General features: G+C 45.8%; 30 protein-coding genes. 9 read left to right on the forward strand and 21 right to left on the reverse strand.

Annotated elements, in window-relative coordinates; all coding sequences use genetic code 11:
• Positions 1-281: 281 nt before the first annotated feature.
• Positions 282-1,196, forward strand: coding sequence for a metallophosphoesterase family protein (locus L3N51_RS09380; RefSeq protein WP_238026892.1), 915 nt, complete (start codon positions 282-284; stop codon positions 1,194-1,196).
• 30 nt (positions 1,197-1,226) lie between these two features.
• Here the strand turns inward: L3N51_RS09380 and L3N51_RS09385 are convergent, their stop codons facing one another.
• The 11 genes from L3N51_RS09385 to L3N51_RS09435 form a co-directional block, all read right to left on the reverse strand.
• Positions 1,227-1,634: an alpha-E domain-containing protein gene (locus L3N51_RS09385; protein ID WP_238026893.1), complete on the reverse strand. Its 408-nt coding sequence runs from the start codon at positions 1,632-1,634 to the stop codon at positions 1,227-1,229.
• Positions 1,624-2,424: a transglutaminase family protein gene (locus L3N51_RS09390; RefSeq protein ID WP_238026894.1), complete on the reverse strand. Its 801-nt coding sequence runs from the start codon at positions 2,422-2,424 to the stop codon at positions 1,624-1,626. Before L3N51_RS09390 ends, L3N51_RS09385 begins: the two co-directional genes overlap by 11 nt.
• Positions 2,409-3,650, reverse strand: a complete 1,242-nt coding sequence (locus L3N51_RS09395; protein WP_238026934.1) for a circularly permuted type 2 ATP-grasp protein — start codon at positions 3,648-3,650, stop codon at positions 2,409-2,411. Before L3N51_RS09395 ends, L3N51_RS09390 begins: the two co-directional genes overlap by 16 nt.
• 215 nt (positions 3,651-3,865) lie before the next feature.
• The gene (locus L3N51_RS09400; protein ID WP_238026895.1) at positions 3,866-4,474 is read right to left on the reverse strand and encodes an urease accessory protein UreD; all 609 of its coding nucleotides are present in this window, start codon (positions 4,472-4,474) and stop codon (positions 3,866-3,868) included.
• Entirely contained in the window at positions 4,446-5,078 is a 633-nt protein-coding gene (gene ureG, locus L3N51_RS09405) for an urease accessory protein UreG (protein WP_238026896.1), read from the reverse strand. The genes L3N51_RS09400 and ureG overlap by 29 nt, the downstream gene beginning before the upstream one ends.
• Entirely contained in the window at positions 5,075-5,671 is a 597-nt protein-coding gene (locus L3N51_RS09410; RefSeq protein WP_238026897.1) for an urease accessory protein UreF, read from the reverse strand. The genes ureG and L3N51_RS09410 overlap by 4 nt, the downstream gene beginning before the upstream one ends.
• Entirely contained in the window at positions 5,655-6,092 is a 438-nt protein-coding gene (locus tag L3N51_RS09415) for an urease accessory protein UreE (protein WP_238026898.1), read from the reverse strand. Before L3N51_RS09415 ends, L3N51_RS09410 begins: the two co-directional genes overlap by 17 nt.
• A 9-nt stretch (positions 6,093-6,101) precedes the next feature.
• Positions 6,102-7,769, reverse strand: coding sequence for an urease subunit alpha (gene ureC / locus L3N51_RS09420; RefSeq protein ID WP_238026899.1), 1,668 nt, complete (start codon positions 7,767-7,769; stop codon positions 6,102-6,104).
• Positions 7,766-8,413, reverse strand: a complete 648-nt coding sequence (locus tag L3N51_RS09425) for an urease subunit gamma (RefSeq protein WP_238026900.1) — start codon at positions 8,411-8,413, stop codon at positions 7,766-7,768. Before L3N51_RS09425 ends, ureC begins: the two co-directional genes overlap by 4 nt.
• A 151-nt stretch (positions 8,414-8,564) precedes the next feature.
• On the reverse strand, positions 8,565-8,750 hold the full coding sequence (locus L3N51_RS09430) for a hypothetical protein (RefSeq protein WP_238026901.1): 186 nt from the start codon (positions 8,748-8,750) through the stop codon (positions 8,565-8,567).
• 114 nt (positions 8,751-8,864) lie between these two features.
• Positions 8,865-10,043, reverse strand: a complete 1,179-nt coding sequence (locus L3N51_RS09435) for an APC family permease (RefSeq protein WP_238026902.1) — start codon at positions 10,041-10,043, stop codon at positions 8,865-8,867.
• Between the two features lie 548 nt (positions 10,044-10,591).
• Between L3N51_RS09435 and L3N51_RS09440 the strand changes: the two genes are divergently transcribed.
• The 3 genes from L3N51_RS09440 to L3N51_RS09450 all read left to right on the forward strand — a co-directional run bounded on the left by L3N51_RS09440 (position 10,592) and on the right by L3N51_RS09450 (position 12,896).
• Positions 10,592-10,822 carry a hypothetical protein gene (locus tag L3N51_RS09440; protein WP_238026903.1) on the forward strand — a complete coding sequence of 77 codons (231 nt, stop codon included), beginning with the start codon at positions 10,592-10,594 and terminating at the stop codon, positions 10,820-10,822.
• A gap of 548 nt (positions 10,823-11,370) precedes the next feature.
• Positions 11,371-12,090 (forward strand): TIGR00266 family protein, encoded by a 720-nt coding sequence (locus L3N51_RS09445; protein WP_238026904.1) that lies wholly within the window; start codon positions 11,371-11,373, stop codon positions 12,088-12,090.
• A gap of 179 nt (positions 12,091-12,269) precedes the next feature.
• A complete protein-coding gene (locus L3N51_RS09450; protein ID WP_238026905.1) occupies positions 12,270-12,896 on the forward strand; it encodes an MBL fold metallo-hydrolase in 627 nt (208 codons plus the stop codon).
• On the opposite strand, the gene L3N51_RS09455 is transcribed toward L3N51_RS09450, so the two are convergent.
• The gene (locus tag L3N51_RS09455; RefSeq protein WP_238026906.1) at positions 12,893-14,308 is read right to left on the reverse strand and encodes an MFS transporter; all 1,416 of its coding nucleotides are present in this window, start codon (positions 14,306-14,308) and stop codon (positions 12,893-12,895) included. The genes L3N51_RS09450 and L3N51_RS09455 overlap by 4 nt on opposite strands.
• 500 nt (positions 14,309-14,808) lie before the next feature.
• Between L3N51_RS09455 and L3N51_RS09460 the strand changes: the two genes are divergently transcribed.
• Positions 14,809-15,912 (forward strand): PLP-dependent aminotransferase family protein, encoded by a 1,104-nt coding sequence (locus L3N51_RS09460; protein ID WP_238026907.1) that lies wholly within the window; start codon positions 14,809-14,811, stop codon positions 15,910-15,912.
• Between the two features lie 137 nt (positions 15,913-16,049).
• Here L3N51_RS09460 and L3N51_RS09465 read toward each other — a convergent pair whose 3' ends face one another.
• The 3 genes from L3N51_RS09465 to L3N51_RS09475 all read right to left on the reverse strand — a co-directional run bounded on the left by L3N51_RS09465 (position 16,050) and on the right by L3N51_RS09475 (position 17,532).
• Complete coding sequence (locus L3N51_RS09465; RefSeq protein ID WP_238026908.1) at positions 16,050-16,742, reverse strand: TIGR00266 family protein; 693 nt, start codon at positions 16,740-16,742, stop codon at positions 16,050-16,052.
• Between the two features lie 83 nt (positions 16,743-16,825).
• A complete protein-coding gene (locus L3N51_RS09470) occupies positions 16,826-17,071 on the reverse strand; it encodes a sulfurtransferase TusA family protein (RefSeq protein WP_238026909.1) in 246 nt (81 codons plus the stop codon).
• A 74-nt stretch (positions 17,072-17,145) separates the two neighbouring features.
• The gene (locus L3N51_RS09475; RefSeq protein ID WP_238026935.1) at positions 17,146-17,532 is read right to left on the reverse strand and encodes a cupin domain-containing protein; all 387 of its coding nucleotides are present in this window, start codon (positions 17,530-17,532) and stop codon (positions 17,146-17,148) included.
• Between the two features lie 174 nt (positions 17,533-17,706).
• On the opposite strand from L3N51_RS09475, the gene L3N51_RS09480 reads away from it, so the two are divergent.
• Complete coding sequence (locus L3N51_RS09480) at positions 17,707-18,801, forward strand: hypothetical protein (RefSeq protein WP_238026910.1); 1,095 nt, start codon at positions 17,707-17,709, stop codon at positions 18,799-18,801.
• Between the two features lie 301 nt (positions 18,802-19,102).
• Here L3N51_RS09480 and L3N51_RS09485 read toward each other — a convergent pair whose 3' ends face one another.
• Both L3N51_RS09485 and L3N51_RS09490 read right to left on the reverse strand, forming a co-directional pair.
• Positions 19,103-19,486 (reverse strand): hypothetical protein, encoded by a 384-nt coding sequence (locus L3N51_RS09485; RefSeq protein WP_238026911.1) that lies wholly within the window; start codon positions 19,484-19,486, stop codon positions 19,103-19,105.
• 413 nt (positions 19,487-19,899) lie between these two features.
• Complete coding sequence (locus L3N51_RS09490; RefSeq protein ID WP_238026912.1) at positions 19,900-20,184, reverse strand: DUF504 domain-containing protein; 285 nt, start codon at positions 20,182-20,184, stop codon at positions 19,900-19,902.
• Between the two features lie 87 nt (positions 20,185-20,271).
• Here L3N51_RS09490 and L3N51_RS09495 point away from each other — a divergent pair, with 87 nt between their 5' ends.
• Together L3N51_RS09495 and L3N51_RS09500 are read left to right on the forward strand one after the other, a co-directional pair.
• The gene (locus tag L3N51_RS09495) at positions 20,272-20,511 is read left to right on the forward strand and encodes a nucleoporin Nup84/Nup107 family protein (protein ID WP_238026913.1); all 240 of its coding nucleotides are present in this window, start codon (positions 20,272-20,274) and stop codon (positions 20,509-20,511) included.
• Positions 20,492-20,860: a type II toxin-antitoxin system VapC family toxin gene (locus L3N51_RS09500; protein ID WP_238026914.1), complete on the forward strand. Its 369-nt coding sequence runs from the start codon at positions 20,492-20,494 to the stop codon at positions 20,858-20,860. The genes L3N51_RS09495 and L3N51_RS09500 overlap by 20 nt, the downstream gene beginning before the upstream one ends.
• 3 nt (positions 20,861-20,863) lie before the next feature.
• On the opposite strand, the gene L3N51_RS09505 is transcribed toward L3N51_RS09500, so the two are convergent.
• Together L3N51_RS09505 and L3N51_RS09510 are read right to left on the reverse strand one after the other, a co-directional pair.
• Positions 20,864-21,436 (reverse strand): hypothetical protein, encoded by a 573-nt coding sequence (locus L3N51_RS09505; RefSeq protein ID WP_238026915.1) that lies wholly within the window; start codon positions 21,434-21,436, stop codon positions 20,864-20,866.
• The gene (locus tag L3N51_RS09510; RefSeq protein ID WP_238026916.1) at positions 21,403-21,594 is read right to left on the reverse strand and encodes a hypothetical protein; all 192 of its coding nucleotides are present in this window, start codon (positions 21,592-21,594) and stop codon (positions 21,403-21,405) included. The genes L3N51_RS09505 and L3N51_RS09510 overlap by 34 nt, the downstream gene beginning before the upstream one ends.
• Positions 21,595-21,745: 151 nt before the next feature.
• Between L3N51_RS09510 and L3N51_RS09515 the strand changes: the two genes are divergently transcribed.
• Positions 21,746-22,711: a DUF973 family protein gene (locus L3N51_RS09515; protein ID WP_238026917.1), complete on the forward strand. Its 966-nt coding sequence runs from the start codon at positions 21,746-21,748 to the stop codon at positions 22,709-22,711.
• A 97-nt stretch (positions 22,712-22,808) separates the two neighbouring features.
• Here L3N51_RS09515 and L3N51_RS09520 read toward each other — a convergent pair whose 3' ends face one another.
• Positions 22,809-23,639, reverse strand: coding sequence for a cation diffusion facilitator family transporter (locus L3N51_RS09520; protein ID WP_238026918.1), 831 nt, complete (start codon positions 23,637-23,639; stop codon positions 22,809-22,811).
• A 68-nt stretch (positions 23,640-23,707) separates the two neighbouring features.
• Positions 23,708-24,121, reverse strand: coding sequence for a hypothetical protein (locus tag L3N51_RS09525; protein ID WP_238026919.1), 414 nt, complete (start codon positions 24,119-24,121; stop codon positions 23,708-23,710).
• Positions 24,122-24,136: the final 15 nt, after the last annotated feature.

Genomic DNA, 24,136 nt, shown 5'->3' on the forward strand with positions numbered 1-24,136 from the left:
GTCTATTTAGGGTCTACCTTGACGTTCTTTAAATGATCCTCGAAATATCTAATCAAAATTTGAAAGAGAAAAAATTCACCACCCTCTCATCCAATTCCACCGAGCTACAGACGATGGTGAAACTACTTGATCATCCACATGGTTTATTTTAAAGATGTTTAGTTGAAACATGGAGTATCTTTATTCTTTTAATGTTTACAAGAGTCAAATCTGTCATTACTTTATATTATTTTTTGATTTTTTTCTTTAAAGCTTAAATTTAGTTTAAACGTATAGAGATCATGCCTTATCAAACGAAAATACTCTTTACAAGCGATATACATGGATCGGAAACAGCTTTTAGGAAGTCGTTAAATGCCGCCAAAATCTATGGTGCAACATACTTAGTTTATGGAGGGGATATGTTCTCGAAGGACTTTCTCCCTGTTATGAGTGATGGGGGAAGCTATTTCCTTGATGGTAAAAGGGTCAGCTTGGAGACTATTCATGAAAACTTCATCCAGACAGGAAAAATGCCGCTAATAATAACAAAGGAAGAATTTGACTATGTGCTAAATAACAAAGAAGCTCTTAGGAAGGTTGTACTCGAGAGATTGGAGGCACAAGTAGACAAATGGGTTAAAATTCAGAGGGAAAAAGCAGAGTACGCCAACTTCAGCGTGATATGGAATTTAGGCAACGATGATCCTCTAGAGCTCGATTCGATACTAAAATCATACGATATTGAAACTTGTCAAGGGAAAATCGTGCAATTGGGTGATCTAACAATGATTTGCGAGGGCTTCGTAAATCCCACACCTTTTCAAACGCATAGAGAAGTTCCAGATTCCACACTTTACATTAGATTAGAGAAGTTAATGGAGAAGGTCAAGCCTAAGGAGACTATTCTCAATGTGCACGCTCCTCCTTTCAATACGAAACTGGATTTAGCATTGAACAAGGAAAGGGAAAGAGTTCATGTGGGTTCGCAGGCCGTTCGAGATATAATAGAGAAATATCAACCATTATTGGGTCTACATGGACACATTCACGAATCACCCTCCACAGATAAGATTGGAGATACTAAGATAGCCAACCCAGGCAGTCAGTATCAGGACGGTCTATTTAGGGGAGTACTTGTGATCATTGAAAGATACCTAGAAAAGGGTGTTCTGAAATCTTATAGGATAAAGGCTATGGAGATATTACACGGTTAAGTCTTGTTCTTGACTTAACTACACCGCTCTTTACTCTCCTTCAGGTTGATTTTCCTGCTGTGATCTCACCCTTAAAGTGGAACCTCTATCATTGAAATAGCTTTCCAAAGCGTTTCCCAAACTCACAGTACTGGAGATGATACCGTTAAAATAACCCAGCAAGTCCTCCTTGGATGAATTAATCCTCAGCTCCATTTCATTGACCTCAATCATCAGCCTCTCTCCCGCAAAGCTCCTTATATTTTCCCTGAGATACTCGAAAGAGGTTCTGATGTAATCGAAAAGCTCCTTCTGGCCTTCCAATCCGTATCCCTTGGCCACGGAATCCAGGCTAATCCCACTGTTTATTGCAATGATCGAGATTCTGCCAATATTCTCGATCCTTTCCAAGTACCTTCCAGCCCAGTAAATTCTATAGGCAATGCTCCTAGTCAGCAACTTTCCTCACCTCAACCAAGACGTTCTTCAGTTGGCCTCTACCAGAGCTCACGAAGCTCCCAATGACGGGACTAACGTCAGTGAAGTCTCTTCCAATGGCGAATTTTACATAACCCAAATTGTAAAATCTGTTCCTAGTCGGATCTACGTCAACGTATGTACCGTCTGGCATCATTACCTCCACCCATGCATGTGTTGCCCTCGGTGTGTCATTAACAACTCCCATGACGTATCTAGCTGGGATTTTCAACGCCCTTAAAATGGCAAGGGTGACATGAGTGTAATCCTGGCAAACACCTTTACCCAATTTGAATGCGTCGTAAGCCGTGGTATTGACATCCGTAGCTCCAGGGCTATACTTTATTCTTCCCCTGACAAACTCCACGATAGACTCTATCACCTCGCCTAAGCTCTTGGCTCCCTTTGTCAGCTCAATGGCAATTTTTTGGAAGGGCTCGGGATCCACAAGCCTTGTGGGCAAGAGAAATTGATTGAATCCATAATCAAATGGAAAACCGTAGTCAACTCTTATGGCCTTGGCGTCTACCCTAACTAGGCTGTCAGAATAGATTTCCAGTCTCCTGTGAACTTCCGTGACCTTTATTCTGTAAACTATGTTATCGAAGATATCCCTAAAATATGTCTTGTACCCTTGTGGAATGGAATCTACCTTGTGCTCAAGAAGGCGTTGATTATCACCATCGTAGGGTACTATCCTAGTGGTATTCTCGTTCACGATTACGTCTGCCTCGTATTCATATATGCTTCGGTACACTACCCTGTAATCCATACCGGTTTCACCATCCCTCCAGAGGAATTGTTTGTAACTCTACTTCCTACCACACCCACACGGCTTAAAACAGCTGTGGCTACCCTATCGTAGTAGGTGAAGAATCGGAAGTCGGCAAAGGTCTCGTAGAACGAGTCCCCCACTGCGGAGACCACAGTGTCGAAATCAAGAACCTCCTGAGCTATGAAGTTCTCATACTCCTTCATTAGCTCCTTCAATACGCTGACACTGTCATCCTTCATTATGGAGAGACCTATTCCTCCGTAGCCTTCCCTTTTCTTTATTACGTAACTGGCCGGGTTATTAATCACCTTCTGAAGGTTATCCCTTTCGTAAAGGCAAATGGTGATCGGTTGCCTTACTCCCTCAAGGGAAATTCCGTATCTCTCCGCGAGATATGGTATCCATACAAAGGTGGCCTTATCGTCTGCTATTCCAACCCCTGGAGCATTGGCTATGGTTACCCATCCGCGGAGATATGCCTTCATCAACTCTGGAGTGAGGACATCTAGGTCCTCAATCCTCCTGTATATCACGTCAACGTGTACCTCTCCCTCATCTAAAGTCTTCACCACAACTTCCCCCTGCTTCACCCCTATATCCTTGGGTTCGGCTAGCACCATGCCCAGTCTATCGGAAATGAACCTGTGTTCAAAATACGCTGAGTTCAGGGGGCCATCAGTTAAGAGCGCTATCACGGGATCCTTGCTACCGCTAGCGTAGCGAAGGGTCTCGTAAAGGTATTCCAAACCAGAGGGTTCCTTCACGGCATAACCTTCGGATAGATCGGATAAGAATCGTTGAACGTACTCAAAGGCCTTATATGCATAGGCTATTCCTGAGGGAACCCTCACATTGTCTTCGAGTATATACGGTTCTCCGTTAATTCTCACTATGTCAGCCCCATTCACGTAGACGTACATTCCCTTCGGTGGAGAAAACCCAACCATTTCCGGTTTGAAAAAGGGTGTGGTCTTAACTATCCAATCAGGTATGGGCACGGATTTCTCCTGATAGACCTCCTTTATCAGTCGGTTAAGGATCAGGGTCCTATTGATCAAATAGTTTGATACCTCTAGATAGAAATCTGAACTGATAACCCTAGGAATAACATCTATTGGTGTGCCCCTGTATCTGGAAGAGGTGTAAAACGTGAAACCTTCCATATAGGCTTGCAGGTTCACCAGTCTGCTCAGATCGTGGATCTTGCTCTCAAGAGAGGTCACCTTCTCCAAAAGTTTACGGTTAATCGGATCCGATAAAAATTCGTTATATGTCCGGTCCTTAATCATCCTCCTTATTTTCACATGTTTATACTTAATCTTGACAACTTTAAGTATTTCCTGGGAAGAAGATTGAATAGAATCAGCGTTGGGTCAAGCTTCGCCAGGAAGCTGAGACATTTGAGGCCTCAACTATTAAAGAGGGATCTGTGGATCGTTTAAAACCAAATATTTGTGAGATCAGACCATCTCTGATGAACTTTGGTGAAAGGCAGTATCTCCCTTGAGAAGGAGAAATCCCCTTCCCTAACATGATACGTCGTCAAGAGGCAACCGTCACCCATCACCCAGGGATCTAGGTAATCCCCGTTCCTCATTCTAAAAACGTCATAAATCATTAGTTTATCCCCTATATACACCTTGGTCACTGACTTTACGTTTCCCTCGAGGAATCTCTCCCCCTTACCTCTTCTTCCAGGAATGAACGTCTCCACTATGGTGGCACTTCCCTCGACGTAAAAGTCGCTCTCCATCAATACGTTGGCCCTGTTATAGAAGACAACTGGATGGATCAGATAGTTAGAGTTGAGTAGTCTCACCCTTGACTTTATTTTAACGTTGGAGTCCGAGAGAACCTTGGTAAACGCTTGGTCAGTGATCGTTCTCCTGCTAACCTCTATGTTATATTCCAGTTCGTCATCATTGGCTAGGACCTCTGAGGGGTTTACTAATATTAACAAGTTTTGAGTGAGAATGGCATTCAGTGCACCCTCCCTCTCTATGATTAGGCCGTCCCCGTTATCCCTTATTCCTAGGTATCCCCTCAAGTCCCAACTCCTCGTCCAGCACTCTTACAAGTTCCTGAGTCCCCTCACCGGTTTTCAGGCTGATGAACACGCTGGGCTTTCCCCTTCTAACCCTAACCGAGTCCTCCCTCATCTTGTTCAGGTCAGCTTGGACATAGGGAGCTAGGTCTATCTTATTCACAACAAGCAGGTCGCTTTCAGTGATCCCTATACCTCCCTTACCCGGATACTTATCTCCCGCTGAGGTATCCAGGACGAAAATTGTGAAGTCTGCGAGCGATGAACTGAAAGTTGACATGACGTTGTCGCCTCCGCTCTCAATGAACACCAGATCTGGCCTGGCCCTCTCCTCAAGGGTCTCAAGTGCCCTCAAGTTAAGCGATGGATCCTCTCTTATGGCCGTGTGTGGACAGCCTCCCGTGACTAAACCCAGTACGTTCTCCCTGGGCAGTATTCTCAGTTTCTCCACCAGGTTATGATATATTCTCATGGCGTCATAAGCGGATACTACGTCGTTGGTGAGAATCCCCACCTTGATACCTCGTTCAGTGTATTCCTTGGCAAGAAACTCGATTAAACTTGTCTTCCCAGATCCCACTGGACCAAGGATCCCAACCCTAATCATGACATGAACACCTTCGGTTCCCTCTCCTCATGTTTCTTGGAAATCACGTCTAGAACTGGAGAGAAGGGTTCGAAATCTCCCTCCAGGGATACCTCATTTAGCACTCTCGTTATCAGTTTCTGTCCCTCAAGAAAGTTTAGTGCTCCCAACCTCACCGCTGCGTAAACCATCTGAACGAGTTCCGAGTAGGCAAGTCCGGCTAAACAGGTGTTCTTATCAATTCCCATTGAGACGCAACATCTGGCCACGACCACAGGATAGCTTCCGTTGATCCCCCTCCTCACCGCGTTAACGAACTCGTCATCGCACAGGTTCAACAGCGCCAGTGATCTTCCCATGTTGATTGTGGCCTCCCTCAACTCCCTTGTTAGCTTCGACGCAATTGAGAGCTCATTGGCCCTCCAAGGGTCCTCAAACGCTATCCTAGCTATGGGTATGTCACCTCTTTCAATCACATTCTTGAATGTGGACATTATGAATCCCTCCACGTTAAGGCCTTGATAATACGCTTCCTCAACCCCAAATGAGTAATTGAAGCTCCCAAGGGGAAGGGAGCTATCGAAGAGATGGAAAGCCCTAATGATCCGCCACAAACTGGACCACATCCCCCTCTATGGGTATCTCCACATTTGGGATAAACTTGGTCACCTCTATCCTTGGGTTAAAGGAAGCTAGTAGGTTTGGAAGGTTCGGGTTCTCAAACGGGATATAGAGCTCTTTTCCTGAGATCATAGCCTTCATGTGCAAGTTCCCCACAGCAAATCCTATCCTGAAACCTTCCACCGAATCAGTCAGGCTTATGTGGAGCACTTTCTCCTCCATCTGAACCAGCCTCCAATACCTATCCTTGAAGAGGAAAACGTCCCCATCCCTTAACCCCTTCACGCTTATTACGTGCATCCCGTCCTCCAAGTTTACCTTCACTCTACCCATCTCAATTGACCTCCTATCAGTTACTAGGTCATGAACCTTCACTCCATCAGGGATTGAATTCACCTTAACCACGTTCTCCATCCTTCTCACCTAGAACAGGAAGTATAGCCTGGTAAGGGGCAACTCCTTTGATGGTGGCACCTTGGGCACGACCCCATTCACCTTCACCTCGTATTTATCAGGGTCCACCTCTATCTTGGGGAGAGCGTCGTTGAGCTTCATGTGAGACTTTGAGATGGTTCTGGTGTTTTTCACGGGAACGACCCTCCTGCGCACCACCTTCTCAGCCTTGGATACTCCATCCTGAGAGGAGAAGAGGAGGGAGAGGGGGTTACGAAAGCCAAACATGGGCTTATACATGACAGGCTGGGCGTAAGCGATAGATGCATTGGTCTCACCCATTAAGGCCCACGAGATGGCCCCTCCCTTAATCACCATGTACGGCTTTGCCGGAAAGAACCTGGGATCCCATAACACTATGTCGGCCACCTTTCCAGGGGTCATGGACCCAACGTAATCCGATATTCCATGGGTTATGGCAGGATTAACAGTCACTTTAGCCAGGTATCTCAATACTCTCTGGTTATCGGTCATGTTTACCAGCCCAAGTTCTTTCATCTTATGCGCAAGCTGGAATGTCCTTATTGCGGTCTCTCCCACCCTTCCCATTGCCTGGGAGTCTGAGGACATCATACTGATGGCTCCTATGTCGTGAAGGTAGTCCTCAGCTGCCATGGTCTCAGCCCTTATCCTCGACTCGGCATATGCAACGTCCTCAGGTACCTTCGGATTCAGGTGATGAACTGCCATGAGCATCTCCAGGTGCTCCTCGTAGGTGTGAATAGTAAAGGGTTTGGTGGGATTGGTGGAGGATGGGAGGATGTTCGGTTCGCCTGCAATCTTAATGATATCCGGAGCATGACCACCACCAGCACCCTCAACGTGATATGCATGAATGGTTCTGCCCCCTATGGCCTCAAGAGTATCCTCCAGGAAACCACTTTCATTGGAGGTATCCGTGTGTATGGTGACTTGGACGTCCCTCTGGTCAGCTAGGGACAAGGTCTCGTCTATTACCCTGGGCATTGCCCCCCAATCTTCATGAATCTTAAATCCACAAGCTCCCTGTTCAAGGACCTGTTCCATGCTTACTGGGGAGGATGAGGCCTTGGCCGTCAACCCAAAGTTAATGGGATACTCATCAAGGGAGGATAACATTAACCTCAAGTTCCACGACCCTGGAGTAACCGTGGTGGCCTTTGTGCCCTCAGCTGGACCAGTCCCTCCGCCAATCAGGGTGGTGAAACCGGCGGAAATGGCGTCATACACCTGCTGGGGTGCAACCCAGTGAATGTGAGTGTCAATGAATCCAGGAGTTGCGATCAAACCCTCCCCCGAAATTATCTCCGTGGAGGGTCCAAGCACGAAGTCCACTCCATCCATGGTAAAGGGATTACCACCGTGACCTATACCCACTATGATCCCATCCTTCACTCCTACGTCAGCCTTTACTATTCCCAGGAGAGGGTCCATCACCACCACATTCGTTATAATGAGATCCATGGCTTCCTCCTCCTTCACCGTGGGAAGTAATCCCAGACCATCGCGTGCTGATTTACCTGCCCCGAATACTAGCTCCTCACCTCTCCTGATTAAATCCCTCTCCACGGTGACATAGAGGTTAGTATCCCCCAACCTGATCATGTCTCCCTCTGTTGGGCCATAGAGCTCTATGTATCTCTCTCTGGAAATTTTCACATGAATCCCCTCTCCTTGGCTCTCCTCACTGCCTGATCCTTTTTCTCCAGGCTACCCTCTGTGAGACCGTTAAGCCCCTCAATCCTTCTTGCTCCTCCAATGGGCCTCAGCTTGACCACTCTCGTTTGCCCTGGCTCAAACCTTACTGACGTTCCAGAGGGAATTGCCAGCCTCATTCCGAACGCCTTCTCCCTGTCAAACTTTAGCGCTTTGTTAACCTCAAAGAAATGATAATGTGAACCCACCTGGATTGGCCTATCCCCCGCGTTTGTGACCTCTAACTCTATTTCCTCCTCAGCAATCTCCACCTCTCCCTTTCCTGGGATTATATGATTTCCTCCACCACGGATTGGATTCCTGATGGTAACCAGTTTAGTACCATCGGGAAAGGTGGCCTCAACCTGAACAACGTCCAGCATTGATGGTACCATTTCCATGACGTCGTTTTCAGAGAGCAACTCCTGTGCTTCCTTAATTATTTGAGACATGGGTTTCCCTTCTCTGGCGCTCTCGAGCACGAAATCCGTAATTATGGACAGGGCCTCTACGTAGTTAAGCTTCAGTCCCTTGGCCTTTCTTCTCCTGGCAACCTCGGCTGCCACACTTATGAGCAATTTTTCCTGTTCCCTAGGTGTGAGAAACATTTAGGGATCATTAGAGAATCATATGATCGAAAAATAAATGTTAAAGGAGAAAAGATAAAATCTCTTCGGTCAATACAACAACTTAATAAAAAGAAACTAAATCTCACGTTTCACGGCAAGGAGTCTAACTTGTCATTTTTTTGTTTCTTGGCTAAACTTCCACTTCTCCAGAGCTTTCAGCGGACTTAATAGCCAAAATGAAGAACGCTGGGGCCAGAACAAGTGTAGCGAGAATTTCGTAAAGGCTGTTGGTCAAAGAAAAGCTCACTACCGTGAGAGCCGTTGCGTATCCGGCATACCACAACGCTGGCTTTACGGGTTTATTAATGACGGACATGATCAGAAGGGATATGGCTATGATTAGAGTTCCAAACAGAGTCTTGGGGAAACCAAGCCAAGTATAGATTAGTCCAGATGTGATGAATCCTATGAATGACAGTGCCTTGAAGTTCTAGCTAGAGGACAGAACGAACAGGCTTATGGGTCCAGTGGCATAGCCGAGAACGTGAGCAGCTATGAGGTAACCAATGGACTGTTCGAAGGTTGGAGATACAAAGAGAAGTACGACTGACGCAATCAATGACAGGAGTGTTGGAACTACTGGGATTCCGCGCCTTTCGCTAACCTTTCCAAGTATTTTGGGTGCACTCCCCACCTTCACCAGGGCGTACATATACCTGCTGATATCCCCAGCACCTATAAGGGAGGCACCTGAGGGAGATATTATGCCATCAATGATGAACAGTGCACCTAATACTGGAATACCTGCTATTAGTGCGCTCTGGGTGAGAGGCGCAGTCAGTTTGGAGACGTAACCCCATCCGTGCCCCAGTATGCTTGGAGTTAGAGACCCAATAAAGACCATGGGTACAAGGGTATAAACGGCCATGGATAGCAGAAATGCGATGAGGATAGCCTTTCCAGTGTGATCCTTGTTTCTACTCTCACCTGCATACACCATTGCGCTTCTGAATCCTCCATAGGCGAACATGGTCAACGCGATCGCCTCAAGCAGAGTTGATGTTTTTGATTGAATCGGAATACTAAAATTAGAAGAGTGAAATGCTAATATTCCTACTAAACCTACATAAAGAGTAAGTATCCCAAGCTTGGCGTACGTGATCACGTTGACACTAGCAGACTGTGTCCTTATTCCCATGTAAACTAGGAAATAGATCACGGATACGAGTGCCACCTCGACACCGTATCCAAGCGGAGTTGGAGATCCATTGCTCCAAAGGGATGGAAAGATATAGGAGAGATATTGCAGTGAGGCCTCAGCCTCTATGGGAACCACAAATAGGGTACCAATGAGGTAAAGCCAGCCGACGGTTGAAGCTAGCACTTTGCCGTGAGTTACGTTAACGAATCTTACCTTGCTACCCACTACTGGATACATTTTAGCCAGTTGGGAGTATACTAGCACTAGGGGAAGTAACAACAGCCCACCTGCTAGCCATATCATGGGGGTTAATCCGCCTGCCATGGAGGCAGTTACTGCAGGCAAAAGAAGTATACCTGATCCTATAATGTTTCCAAGAGAAAAGGCTATCATGGAGAGAAGTCCTGCCGATTTACGAAAATTGGGATTATCTAGGACAGTTGCCTTTAAATAATTTTTTGTTTCCATATGAATCCCTCAGTTAGAAGATAAATAATAAGCTATATTCTGGAGTTTTCTGAAAAGTATCTATCTAAGACCTGCATGAAATAAAAATAATGAATACGTCGTTCCCTCTCTTAAAACAAAAGTGTCTATTTTAAATATAATTATCATTATGATATACTTCGGACTGCGCATAGCGTAGTCATGCCGGTATAGTTTAAGTTTCAAGGAATTCACTGCGAAGACACGAAGCCATAAAACGAATTTATGTAAGTTTGACGACATTATGAAAGTACAGGCTTTTCATAGAACCAGTTTTGAATTATTGCTTGACTTTTAAATAAAAAATCTATATATATTCAGTGGTTAATCAAGATACAGTAAGGGATGAAGATACGAATACCCTATCCATCGGCAGGACAGAGTAAAATCTTTACATGAAGAATATAAGTCTTTTTCTAAAATTAGCTTTTAAAATATAATTAATCGCTTTAAGAATAGAAAAGTTTAATATTTAAAACTATTAGACTAGTGTATGATCAAATGTCCTATGTGTGGCGGGGATAATCCAGATGATGCAACGTATTGTACAATTTGTGGATGCGACTTCACGGGAGGACAGGGCAGTATTGTCTCCCAGGCACAACAATATCAATACCCTACTAATGCTGTACAAGGTACACAGCAATGGATGGGTGACCAATCTCAGCAACAGCAACCCTATCAACAAGACTTTCAGAATCCACAGCAATTTCCCTCAACTCCTCAGGACGGGATCACTTGTCCTCAATGCGGTACTGTAAATCCTAGAGGTACTAGGAACTGCATCAATTGCGGTGCGGAGCTGGAACATCACCATCACCACCATCACCATCTATTTTAACTCAAAAATCAGGCCCTTCGTTTTTATGAGATGTTAATTTGCATCATTTTTCTGCATCTTTTTCCTATTTTCATAAATAAAAGCACTTTGAAATACAATCTCTAATACGTTGAGTACTGTAATTAAGTTCATATATGGCTCTTATTATTTCTTAAAATTGAAAATGAACTCGGCGCGTTTTATAACGGACACTTCACACACTGCGCGATTTCAGTTTTGGTGATTGAACTGTTCCTTGCAGACATATATCGGAGCGTTTTAAGCTTTTGTAAAGCACGATCTAAATTATTCTTATTTCACCTCCCTAATCCAACCGCTTTAGATCTCTACTAACATCTACTTTTAAAAGATAAAATTTTCTTTATTTTTAAAAGAATTTATTATAATTTAAAAAATTCATGAAATTACTTTCAAACTAACTATATTACTTGAGGAAAGATTTTTAACTGGAAAAAGATTATCGTATTTATGCAATATCGTATCCTAGGAAAGGATATGCAACACGTGAGAGTTTTCCTAAACCCGGGAGAAATGGTGTACGGTGAAGGAGGACATTTAGTAACTAAGGATCCCTCAGTAAACATCAATGCGGGTGCAAGAGGTGGAATTTTAAAATCATTTGAAAGAGAAATGACTGGAGGCGACTTCTTCGTTCTCGAGTTAACTGGTCCTGGAATGGTGGAATTTTCAAGCTTTTTCCCTGGAAGGATAATACCAATTCAGGTGATGGGACAAGGCCTCAGTGTAGAGCATAATTCTTTCCTTTTTGCGGAGTCCACAGTCCAGTACGGGGCAAAGCTTGGTAAGCTTTTAGCTGGTATCTTTGGAGGAGAGGGAATCTTTCTAGCGAGTTTCACCGGGCAAGGTAACGTGTTTGTTCATGCCAGAGGGGGAGTCTCAGCGTTCAATCTACAACCCAATCAGCAGATACAGGTGGAGGCGGGACATTTACTAGCCTTCGATAGCGGAATGCAGTACGGTATACAGAGGGTGGGAGGACTTAAGACCATGCTTCTGGGAGGAGAAGGACTCTTCTTCGTCACGATCACAGGACCTGGTAGAGTCTGGGTTCACAACGTATCGATACTTCAATTTGCCCATGTGCTTTATAGCAGAGCCCCGCCGCCTTCGCCACCTTCCCCTGGAGGTTTTGGGCCACAAGGGCCATCATTCAACATTAATCTGTAGGTTTCCCAGCCTTTGCATGTACATTTTCAGATTTTTTATGATAAACTGCAATATCCTCAATCTAACGAATTTATTTTCTCTAGTCCAATGCTAAAGAAATCCTGCGTCCCGGCCTCGCACGATGGCCAAGATCTCCATCAAAGGACACCAAATAAAACTGAGGATGTATAAGTTTACATGTGATATACGAGATCAATCTTAGGTTCGTAAAGGCATTTCTCCTCGAGGTCAGGGGTAAGCTAATATTAGTGGACTCAGGAACTAAGGGAAACGGCAACAGGATCCTGAACGCGGTGACAAGTCTGGGAAAGGATTCCAGAAGGATCGAAGCGGTCATCTACACCCATTCCCACGGGGATCACATTGGTAGTGCAGGTGAACTAAAGATACCTAGGAACCTGATACATGAAAATGGGTTGAGGTACCTGACCAACGGAATAGGTAGGAAACCCGTTCTTCACTCCACAGCCCTGAAGATCGGCTTCGCGTTAATGTCCCCATTCTTTAACGCTAGGCTTTCTCCAGTTTTTGGCGCTGAAACCCTCAAGGAAGGTGAAGTCTTCCCCGGAATTCAGGTAATATACACTCCGGGCCACACTGACGACTCCATAACCCTTTACATGGAGGATGAGGAGGCACTTCTGGTTGGTGATATGTTGCAGGGTACAAAGAAGGGGTTAAGGCTACCCTCAATCTACGAGGATTTTGAACTCCTGAGGAAAAGCGTGGAGAAGGTGAAGCAGTTCAGGGTGAAGAAGGTTTACGTCTCCCACGGAATAAGTGGTCCACCCAGGTGGCCCTTCTAGTTCACCCTTTCCTCGGTTCGTACTTCCTTTCCTCTAAGGAATGAGAAGAAGGTGGCTAGGGCTAGCACCACTGCGGAGATCAGAAAGGCGTAGTGAAGTCCCACCACAAACACGGAGGAGAGACCACCGTTAAGCTTAGAGGTTCCCAGGAATATTTCAAAGGCAACCTCCTTGGGTATTGCTGCCGCAGCAACTGACAGGGTTATCACATAGCTTAGAATGATCCCCACGTTCCCTAGCGTCCTGGATAGACCTGAGACGGAACCAAAATATCCTTTAGGAGCGCTGGCCATAATGGCACTGGTGTTGGAGGGCCAGAACATACCTGATCCAACACCGTTTACTGCTGAGATCAGCAGAATCAGGGTGTAGGGGGTGTTGGGAGTCAGCACTAGGTAGAACAGGATCACAGATAACATGATAATTGCTATTCCTCCTGTGGCAAACCATCTGGAGCCGTACCTATCGGTTAACTTGCCCATGTAGGGTGCAAGGAAACTTGCTACCACGTATCCCGGAAGAAGCAACAGTGACGCGTTAAGTGGGGATAACCCTCTCACTCCTTGAAGGTACATGATGAGAAGGAAGGTAATCGCTAGACCTCCAACTGCCTGAAGGAATGTGGCGGTGAGTGAGTAACCAAGTAGCCTATACCTGAACATCTTGAGGTCGATGATTGGACTTTTAGCCCTGCTCTCATTCAGAATGAAGGCCCCAACCAGGACTATTCCCATCACCAGCATTACCAGGTTCAGCGTGTCCATCCCAACACTGGCTATAACTATAGAGGAATAGGAGATGAGCACCAGAGACGCCCCCAACAGAAGGGCACCAGTGATGTCCAGTTCCCTCTTCACCTTGTTAACATCTTGAATGTACTTCACTCCTAGCACTGTGGCCATGATTCCAATGGGAACGTTAATGTAGAATATGAAGGGCCAACCCAGGAAAGTTGTCAGTGCACCTCCCAGAATAATCCCCAGAAGAGCACCTATGTTCCAACCTAGGGAGGTATAACCGTATGCTCTCCCCATCATGTTGGGAGGAAAGTGATCAGCCACTATTGCCCCACTATTCGCAGTCATCATGGCTCCGCCAATCCCCTGAATGAGCCTGAACGTTATGAGAAGGTAAATTGAACCAGATAGTCCGCATAAGGCCGACGCAACAGTGAAAATCACGAAGCCCAGATTAAACATCTTAGCTCTGCCGTAAATGTCACCTATCCTACCCGTTTGTGTGGTGAGGATTGCTGTAACCAGAAGGTACGCCAGAAGGACCCATATGGCCGTGAAAAGGTCAGCGTGTAGATCCTGCGCAATCTGAGGAAGTGCCAGGAGAACTATGGTTCCGTCCACAGCAGCCATCAGTGTCCCAAGGACGAGTACTAGCAAGATGATTGTCTTGTTCATAAGTAAGTAGAGACGCAGGATGAGGTTAAAAACTTAACTATCTAATCATTAACTATTTGATCAACTAGATTATGTTTAACGGTGTGTAACCAGTGTTTAGCTGTTATTATGCAGAGAATTTATGTGTTTCTGCGAGTTGTGACGAGGTTTCGCGGATTGGGTGCGTCCTATCCCACAGTGACGAAATATTAGGGAACTGGAACCAGTTGACCAAATTGACTACATGTACTGTCCCTTCCGTTAACCTAAGAAAGAAAATTTATACCTATAGAGAAAAATACGTTGGACTTAATGTTTTAAGCATGGATTGAACAGTATAAAAGGAAATTGATCCTTCTGCTTAAACACTGAGGGTAAGTCCTTCCATCCGGCAGGACCACCACATGATGCAGTAAAAATCTTCTTATATAGTTGGAGTGAATATTAAAAACAATGTTAAATCTCTCAGTATTAGACTTACATATGAAAAAGAACTTATATTCACACTATCGAAAAATGATATGCCAATAAACATAGGTGGAGGACTACCCGATCCGAGAACGTTTCCCTGGGAGCGTATGGGCGAGATAGTGGATTACCTGTTGAGGGATAGGAGCGAAACAACCCTGCAATACGCCCCAAGCGAAGGAATTGAGGAGGTGAGGAAGGAGATATGTAACTTTGTGAGGAAGAGAGGTTTCTCGCTGGAGGAAGACCAGATACTCGTGACGGGAGGGGCAAAGGAGGCCATATATCTCCTCTCGGAACTCTTCTCGCAGAATATGGTAGCTTCGGAGGAGCCAACATTTCAGGGGTTCATAAGCACCATGAGTTACAGGGGATTGAGGGCATATCCTATTCCATGGGATGATCACGGTCCCATGACGGATGTCCTCGAAAAGAGGTTGAAGGCTCTCAGAATGTGGGCCGATCCGGTAAAGTACTTTTACGTAGTTCCAGTTCACAATCCGACGGGGAGGGTTATGACTAGAGACAGACGCAAACATCTTCTCGAGCTGGCAACGGATTTCAATTTTCAGATTATAGAGGACGACATTTACGGATTCTTTACCTATGATGATCCCCCATATCCTGCACTGAAATCGCTGGACAGGGAAGGAAGGGTGATCTACATCTCAAGCTTCAGCAAGATCGTATCCCCTGGGCTCAGGGTGGGCTTCATAGGATATGAGGGAAAGGAACTTGAAAAATTATCCATTATAAAGAGCGAAATAAATCATCAAGTGTCCACGCTGGATCAGCTCATTATAGGGGAGATGCTCAGGAGGGATCTAGTGGACTCAATTATAGAGAACTCCCTGCTCCTTTACAGGAAGAAGAGGAACGTTATGCTCGATGCCATAGAGGAGTACTTCCCTTCAAATACTGGATGCAGTTACACGGAGGGAGGTTTCTTCACGCTCTGCAGAAAAGAAGGGCTAGACTCTTCCTCATTGCTTAAGGAGGCGCTAAAGAGGGATGTGAAGTTTATTCCTGGAGAGAAGTTCTTCTACTCCAGCGACCAGGGACGAAACTCCTTCAGGCTGAGCTTCAGCTTCGCCAAGGAAGACGAGATAGTGGAAGGCGTGAGGATACTTGGAGAGTTGCTGAAGTCCATGAGATGAGGCTGAACATGAGAGGTCCATGCAGACGTCTTGCACCAAAAGGAGCTGGTCTCCTTGTTGAACTCGGCAATCTGTGATAAATTACAACACGACCTTGAATAAGGCGGGGAAATATCGCAGGAGCGAGAAAAAGCAAACTAGAAGTTTATACCAATTCCTCCCTGCTGTCCTGTGGGAAGGTAGGGGATCAGTGCACTGGCCAACTGCTCTGCAGTCAAAGTGTGTAACCATACCCTGCCTGGACCGGTGATGGTCACGAAGAACAGCCCCTCGTGAGCGAAGAACACAGATCTCAGACCTCCAACCAGCTGGACGGAATAGTTCATTCCTTCCTGGAAGCCCATCAGGTGCGAGGCTTCCACCTGTATGGTCTCACCTGGGGCTAGGTCCTTCACGATTAATCCACCGTAGGAATGAAGGAAAACGTTTCCCACTCCCCTGAACCTGGCGAGGAAAAGCCCTTCTCCACCCAGCCATCCAGCGGTAAGTTTGGCCATTGTCGAGTCATACTCGACGCTGGTTTCCGCTCCCAGGAAGGAGTGAGCCTCTGCCAAGATAGATCCACCCTGTAACTGTATGGGTACGATCTTTCCCGGAAATATTCCGGAGAGTATTATCTCTCCCGGTCCATAAAATTCCGTGACGAAGAACGAGCCTCCAGTCAATATTCTCTTAAGCCCCGAGAGAAACCCTCCCCTCAATCTGGTCTGCAGGTTCACTGATGCATTCTTCATTATCATGTGTCCAGCGTCGGCATAAAACCCTTCCTGAGGTGCAAGTTGTACCTTTAGGTATTGCAGGTCATCCCCCAGAATTTGATACTGTGGCATATCCGACTAAGACCTCTTACCTTTTTATTTCTACTCGGGTTTCTTTACGTTCCTCTTTCCCCAGCCCCTATCCTGCAACTTCCCTACTTGGTCTTAAGGATCTTTATTCTGTAAGTCGTGCCCTCCTTCACGGAAACGCAGGGATATCCCCTGCTCTCGCATATCTTGGGGATCGTGACGTCCATTGGTTCCTCGTCACTTATCACCTCCAGAACTTGGCCCGGCTTCATATGATTCAACTTTTTCACGATCTCTATCTGGGGTTCTGGACACGCCTCTCCCCTGAGGTCCAGAACATCATCCGGTTTCCTATCCTCTAACCTGTCCATAATATCATGTGAAGATCTGAAATATTAAGCTTCTCTAGTTTTTAAGGGGAATTTTACATTATACTAAAAATTGTTTATTCCTGTGGACAGTTATCGTCCACGGGTGTTATGGTCATGTCATCCGGGTAGTCTATGATGCAGAAGAACTCTAGGGTGTCATCCTTGTTCTGGAACGCGTGTTTCACTCCGCTATCTATGAAGATGAAATCGCCCTGACCGAGCTCGTGGACCTTGTCTCCCACACATACGGTACATCTTCCCTTCGTGATTATGACCGTCTCCTGGTACTTGTGGACGTGCATGCCTATCCTTCCGTGAGGTAGGATGGTGAACTTTCTAACCGCGTAATGGGCGCCATGATCTGAAGTGACTAACCACTGGATGAACGTATCCCTTGATCCCTTGATTTTTACCTCCGAGCTGGGCACCTGAGAGATCTTGGAGATGTGATATTCCATGATTCAAGGTACGACAAGGAGTAAAAAATCATGAGGTTCCAACACAAGGTGATTTCCTGCTCTGGATTTGTGGGTTGAAGCTAGACTTGGCGAGCCCATCCGTATTACGTCAAATGAAAGAGCAGAACTACGTGAAGAGGATATTGTTATTTACCACCTATCCAAGTTTGTACCCGCATGATTCTTTCAGCGGATCCCTCTACCTTCAGATCCTGGTGGAGAAGGAGCAAGTATCCTCCCTACGGGTTGAGGAAAGTGGAGGCAATCTCGGGAGGCAAGATTGTCCAGCCCGAGCACCTTGATAGGTATCGAGAGGAAATCCTGGGAATTTATGTGAACGATCCCCTGGGTCGGTCAGAAATAGGTCAGGCCATATCTAGGATCGTGCAGGGAGATCCTCCCTACGTTAAGTCCTTCAAGAAGTTCGAGTCCAGGATAAGGGAGTTGAGGGATAGAAACTCCCTGAAGGTAGTGGTGGGTGGACCGGGGGCGTGGCAATTGCAGGACAGGGACTGGATTGATTCCCTCCTCATAGGGGAGGCCGAAGAAAGTCTTGAGGAGGCAGTAAAGGGTAAGGGGGTGATACACGGTAGGAGAGCGGAGCATTTTGTAGCCATCAGGGCTCCCTCAGGTCTCGCAGAGGTGGAAGTTAACAGAGGGAGTAGAAGGATCCCTGAGAACGTGATTCTGGAGGAGATGAGGATTCAGTCTTCCGCTCATGGACGCGTGAACCTGATAACCAGCGACATACTCAGTTACGGGGATGAGAGCGAGGTTACGGACCTACTGATCAAGGCAAGGAAATTTGGGGAAGTCACCTTCTCCAACATAGGCTCCGTTACAGCCATGAACTTCGACCTGGAAAAGATAAGGACTGCGCTAAATCTGAACGAGAACCACTGGATATCTCCCGTTCTGAACAGCGTGCAGGGATCCTGCCTCTACTCCCTTGATTCTGAAGTTCTTAAGCTCTTGAACAGGAATTACATCTACCCGATGGTGTACGTGGAGGAGGAGAGGACACGGGAGTTCCTTCAATATAAGGCTGTGGTTATTCCGTTACCCCAGACGGAAAATTACTACAAAGTTCTTTATGAGGCCTGGAAACACGATCGGGTCATAGTGAAATTGCCCTTTTCCTTCGTCGTGGATTACGTCCTTAAGAAGGCCGTAGAGACTAGGGGCAAAAACCTTAGGGAATTGAGGAGTTCAAGTCTGATCAAGTACATTTTTATGGCCGGGTTCTATAACCTTTTCCAATTTGTAAAATAGTCTCTTCGCGTCCAAATAGAGAACTGCATACTCTATCGCTGGTGTCATGTGCATCTAACAAATGTTCAGTTCTCTGAACTATGGAAGTCATCGCGAATAGAGGTACGACTAGTTTTTAGGAACTAATTTCTGTGGATCTATCTTTGTAATTTCGTTGGTCCTACCATACACGCGATTAGTGGAGACTATACACATTGCTAAAAGATCCTCAACGAGAATCGCCAAGGAAGATTTTTCCGATGATTCCAAACACATCATGTCCTTAAAATAAGGCCCATGAAAGTAGATATGCCCCACACTATCATTGCCTAGTTACTAATTTACCATCTAGAATGTTGGTAAGCAATTTCACGGTTATGTTTCTAGCTTCCTCTATTTTCCCCTTATCGAGACATTCAAGGACTTCCCTTAGCGCTCCGTGATACCCCTTAATTGATGGGCTGAGCTGGCCATCAGCTATCATGGGTAAATCATCGTCGTACCGCAATATCTGATAGGTTTCAAGGTCCCCATCAATGTACTTTATTACGAGAACGTCTTTTTCCACCTTAGATATCATTATTCCCTCACTCTCCCTGCCAATGATAGTTTTAGACCCTTTCTTGACGCAGAAAAATCTAGATGGGACTTTCTTGCAACTCAGATCGTCGTTCACGAGATCTCTCAGTGTAAAAATGCTGGCCATGAATTAGGGTTACCCTAATACTATAAATATTTTATGCCTAAAAACTCTGTGGGGTTTATCTTTGTGGAACGAAGTATATATTTATTAAAGCTTTAGACAAATATTTTAAGTCAGAGACTATCTGAAATAAAGAGCGCAGAGGGAGTTCACATTAATCTGTGGGGATGGGGAAAAAGATGTAGTTGAGGCTGGACCATCTGTAGTGAAGTACTTATTGATGAAGACTATGCCTGAGGTCGTGGTGAAGAACTTCTTTTCTATTTTAACAAGGGTAACGGAACAAAGTCCACTTCTGTGAAGTTTTCTAAAGATCATGTGGATTTGGTTAAGGACACGACGAAATAGAGAACTTGGGCGAGAGCTGTATTTCTTCGGTCCTTTCTTCTTTCAAGAAACTAGTCTAAGACCAGATTTTAAGATCCTTTCCTAGTCGCTCTACTCCAGATGGTATTGCCCTTCATTCTTATTTCCATAACCCTGTGGAGCGGAATCACTGTTTCGTCGTCAAGGTACATGTAGGTGTTATCAATCCCTTTAATTCTTGAGAAGGAGATTTCATCAACTCCCTTGAATCTATCCGCGATTATGACAGAGAAGTTCTCCAGATCATGTCTGGTCCATAATATCCTGTTGAGCTCTTCTTTAATGGTCACTAGGTGATGTGTAAACTGGGAGACTAAATCTTCTACCCTTTCCATGCGTTCAACGTGGACCAAACAACGCGCTATGTACAGGTAGGAATTAGGGGTAAGAATATTTTTTACTACATACTTCAATGTTATGTTATGAGCTGGGTGACAGTTTCAACCAAGGTGAGGAAAGAACTGCTGGAGAGGGCGAAAGAATATGGAATTAACGTGTCTGAGGTACTGAGGAAGGCGCTGGAAAATGAGGTTAAGGAAAGGGAGAGAGAGGAGGCCAGGAGAAGTGCCAGTCTCATAGCCCGGAGGCTGAAGGTAAGGGAAGAGGACGTGACCCGAATAATCAGGGAGAGCAGGAATAGGGATGGCAAGGTACGTGATTGATGCCAGCTCCATAATAGAGGCAATACTGTCCTTGGGGGAGGAGGCCATATCATTTCTTGAGGAGTGTAGTAGTGCAGACCTCGTTCTTTACGAGATAGGCAATTTTCTCTGGAAGAGCGATAACGGGGAACTAGTGGAACCATTCAGGCAGGTGCTCAAGTTCCTGTCGCTGGAGAGCGTGGGATTAAATCAAGAAGTGCTTAAAATAGCCAGAGAGGAGGGGCTGACTTACTATGACGCGGTTTACCTTTACCTGAGCCGAAAGTCCGGATCAACCTTAATCAGTGAAGATAGGGATTTGATTAACAAGGGAGCTATCCCTGTAAAGAAGGTCCTGGAGAATCGATGAATCTCAGCAGTACTCCTTGATCTTTTCCAGGTAGTCCTCAACGTTCCTTCTCCGGGATTCGTCCCAAAGATATCCCTGATCCAGGGAACTTCTCTGCGCGCAGTATACCAGCACAGCCTTCATCTTGTCTTCCTCGCTTTTCCAGAACTTCCATCCCTCAAGATACGTGAGTATTACCTCCTCAGGAGGAGCTATATATACCCAGTAGGAGTTATCCACAACAAGTTTGAGCGGTTCCTTCATCCTGTCATAAACCGTGGAGACTATATCTATTCCCTTCTCCGAGATCTCCCTGATTCTAGGAAGCATTACTCTGAGTCCCATATCGGATATCCTCGATAAAACTCTCCTAACCATCTCCACGTTTCCCTCCACTATAATGTCCACGTCTCCCGTCCTGTAACTCCTCCCTGAGTAGATCTCGGCGGCAAATCCACCCACAATGATGAGCCTTCCCTCCCCTCTTTCCTCGAGGAACGAGTTGATTATTGCAAGGAATTTCAGGAACCTATCTGTCTCGCTTCCCCTAAGCTCCTCCACGCTCAGTAATATCCTCCTATACAGTTGGTCTTCCAATGTAACTCCCCATCAAGGCTGAAGCATCCCAGCTCTTTCATTAGTCTTATATTTTCCTCTGCGAAGCTGGCCAGTCTCCTCAGATCCTGTTCCGTGATCCTGTTTCCTCTATACCTCGGTCTCTCCTCAAGTAACCTTATTATTAACTTGGAATCCACAGGATTAACTAGAATGCCCGTATAAAAGGATCAGTCCAACCAAACTAACCGCATGCACACATGTTTACACTACCCCTCTCAGTTTTCGTCTGTTCTCTAATTAATGACAGTCTATGAAAAATTTTAAATTATCTCAACTAAAGAGTTAACTGTGAGTTTCAGTCAGGTTGAGATAGACTCGCTTTCAAAGCTAAAGACATCGTCGTTTCTCGGGATACTTGGTTCAGTCATGGTTGTGGTATATTCCGTGACCTATTACTTAGTGTTCCTTCCCATAACTCTGGCATACAGGGGTGAGGTTCACCCATCACCTGGAATGCTTAGGTTCCAGTTAATACCCGACATAGTAATCGAGCTGGTGGCGGGGGCCATTCAACTTTTGATTTTCTATTATGCCAGGCAGGGATTCAAGGGGCTATCCACCATCAATATACCCACCAAGAATGGGATGACAGGGGCCACCATCTTGATCGTGTTTGCCATAATTGGTCTTCTAATAGGGGTTCCGTTAATTCTATTTTTCGAGTTTGTGGAATTGCCCTTTCTATTGTCCGCTCCACCCGCATCCTCTATACCATCTCCTACCCTGGTGTTATTCGCAGTGCTAGCCCTGGTTCTCTTGGTCTTTGCCCTAGTAGGCTTCGCAGGGCTCATCCTGGTAATTATAAGTGAGTATAGCCTTGGAAATAGATATGGGGAGGGTCTCATTAAGCTAGGTTCAATCCTCCAAATTATCCCCTTCTTGGATTTCGTGGGATACATTCTTCTCTACTTTGGATTTTCCAACGCGATTAACAAGGTGAGATCCGGTTTTCAAATTCCTCAACAGGTTCAACAACCTCCTCAACAAGTTTATCAAGTGGGCTTTGGATCTCTTTCGGCAAGCGGGCTGGCAAGGTTCACCCTCTATTCCCCTAAGAGCGTGGCAATAACTTCAGCCGTGCTGGGATTATTCAATCAGCAGGTTAGGGCGCAATCCATTTATCCCTCAATTTTGAGTCCTGGTCAGAACGTGATTGAGGTGAACTTTGGTCCTCTTCAGTTAACCAAGGGTAGCTACTTCGTGGATTTGACCCTTGGGGACGGTTCCGCATTGAGGGTCTACGTGATACTCTAACAGATTTTCTACAAGATACTTCCTCATGGACTAGATCGTACAAAAGGCGAGCTCAGTAAAGTTACATTAATTTCGCATTAATTTCGCACTAGCTCACCTAGCTCTCGGGGGTAAACCTAGTATCCTGCTCAACCTCATCCTTGGACTCAAACTGGATAGTCACGTGAGTTATCTCAAACTTCTCCTTCAGGATTTTCTCAACCTCTCTCCTTTTCTCGTCAATCTGATTGAGAGTTAACACGGGGCTTTCCTTCACGTGTAACGTGGCAACCCTCATGTGCGGGCATATGTTCCATACGTGGACGTGGTGAACTGTTCCGTAAACGGTTCTCAGGGTATTCTCCACTTCGCTCACGTCCACCGGCGACCTCTCCATGAGTGTGTAGATTCCCTCCTTCACGTTTCCGAGACTGGTTAATGCCACAACTCCCAGAATGGCCATGGACCCCAGCGGATCCAATATGGGAACACCGGTCATCAGAACAATCAAACCCACCAGCGCACCCATAGCGAACGTAATCGAGTCAAGTAAGGCGTGCAATTTAATCCCTTTCCTCATCTCGTCCCCTCCCTCAGTAGAGGAAAGGAGGGAGAATCCCAGAGCAATGAGGGATGCAAAGATAACGATCCTGGGATCATCACGAATACCCAGAACCAGAAGGGTCACTGAGAACGCGAGACCGATCACCACTCCAACTACAACCGTGATCACGTTCAGGAGAGAGTATAGGACCTCCAATCTATGCATTCCGTAGGTGTAGTTGCCGTCCCTTCTATTCAGAATCTTGGATGCCCTCCACGTGAGGGTGACCACAAGGGCATCCAGTATGGAATGAAGGGCCTCTGAACCGAGCGTGGCACTCCTCCCTATCACGGACACAATCAGCAGAAACCCTGTGGTTAACCAGAATCCCAGAAGACTTCTCATGAATCATAGTTCGTTTCAAATTATATAAACTTTCTTTTGGGTTATCCTAATTGTAAAATCCAGATAAATCATGATTTATTTGTGTTCAGTGTTAATATGCCGTGAGGTTGCACCCCCACAGGCTCGAGGAAGACAGGGAGAGTGACGTTCTGCGGTACGTTGTCTATAACCACCTCTATGGTGATGTTTCCCCTGAGAACCAGGGGAGTCTCATTCTGAAGTTTGAACACCCCGTTGGGAGGTCCCTGATTCTCCGGGGTATAACTCTGACCCTCTATTATCACGGTCTGAAAGGGTCTAAAATACACAAGGCAGACATCTCCACTGTGAGCGTAAATTCCCGGAACGAGAGTGGTCACGTTGAGGTTGAGGGTGGAGTTCGAGGGAACTGGAACCCGGTTGGGTAGATGCGTCAAGAGCAATGCCGTGATTACGGAGATGGAGACTATCAGAACTATCCCCACGAGTATTGTCATTTTCATGTGTTAGTGTATGTA

The organism is Metallosphaera javensis (ex Hofmann et al. 2022) (assembly GCF_022064045.1).
Classification (GTDB): domain Archaea; phylum Thermoproteota; class Thermoprotei_A; order Sulfolobales; family Sulfolobaceae; genus Metallosphaera; species Metallosphaera javensis.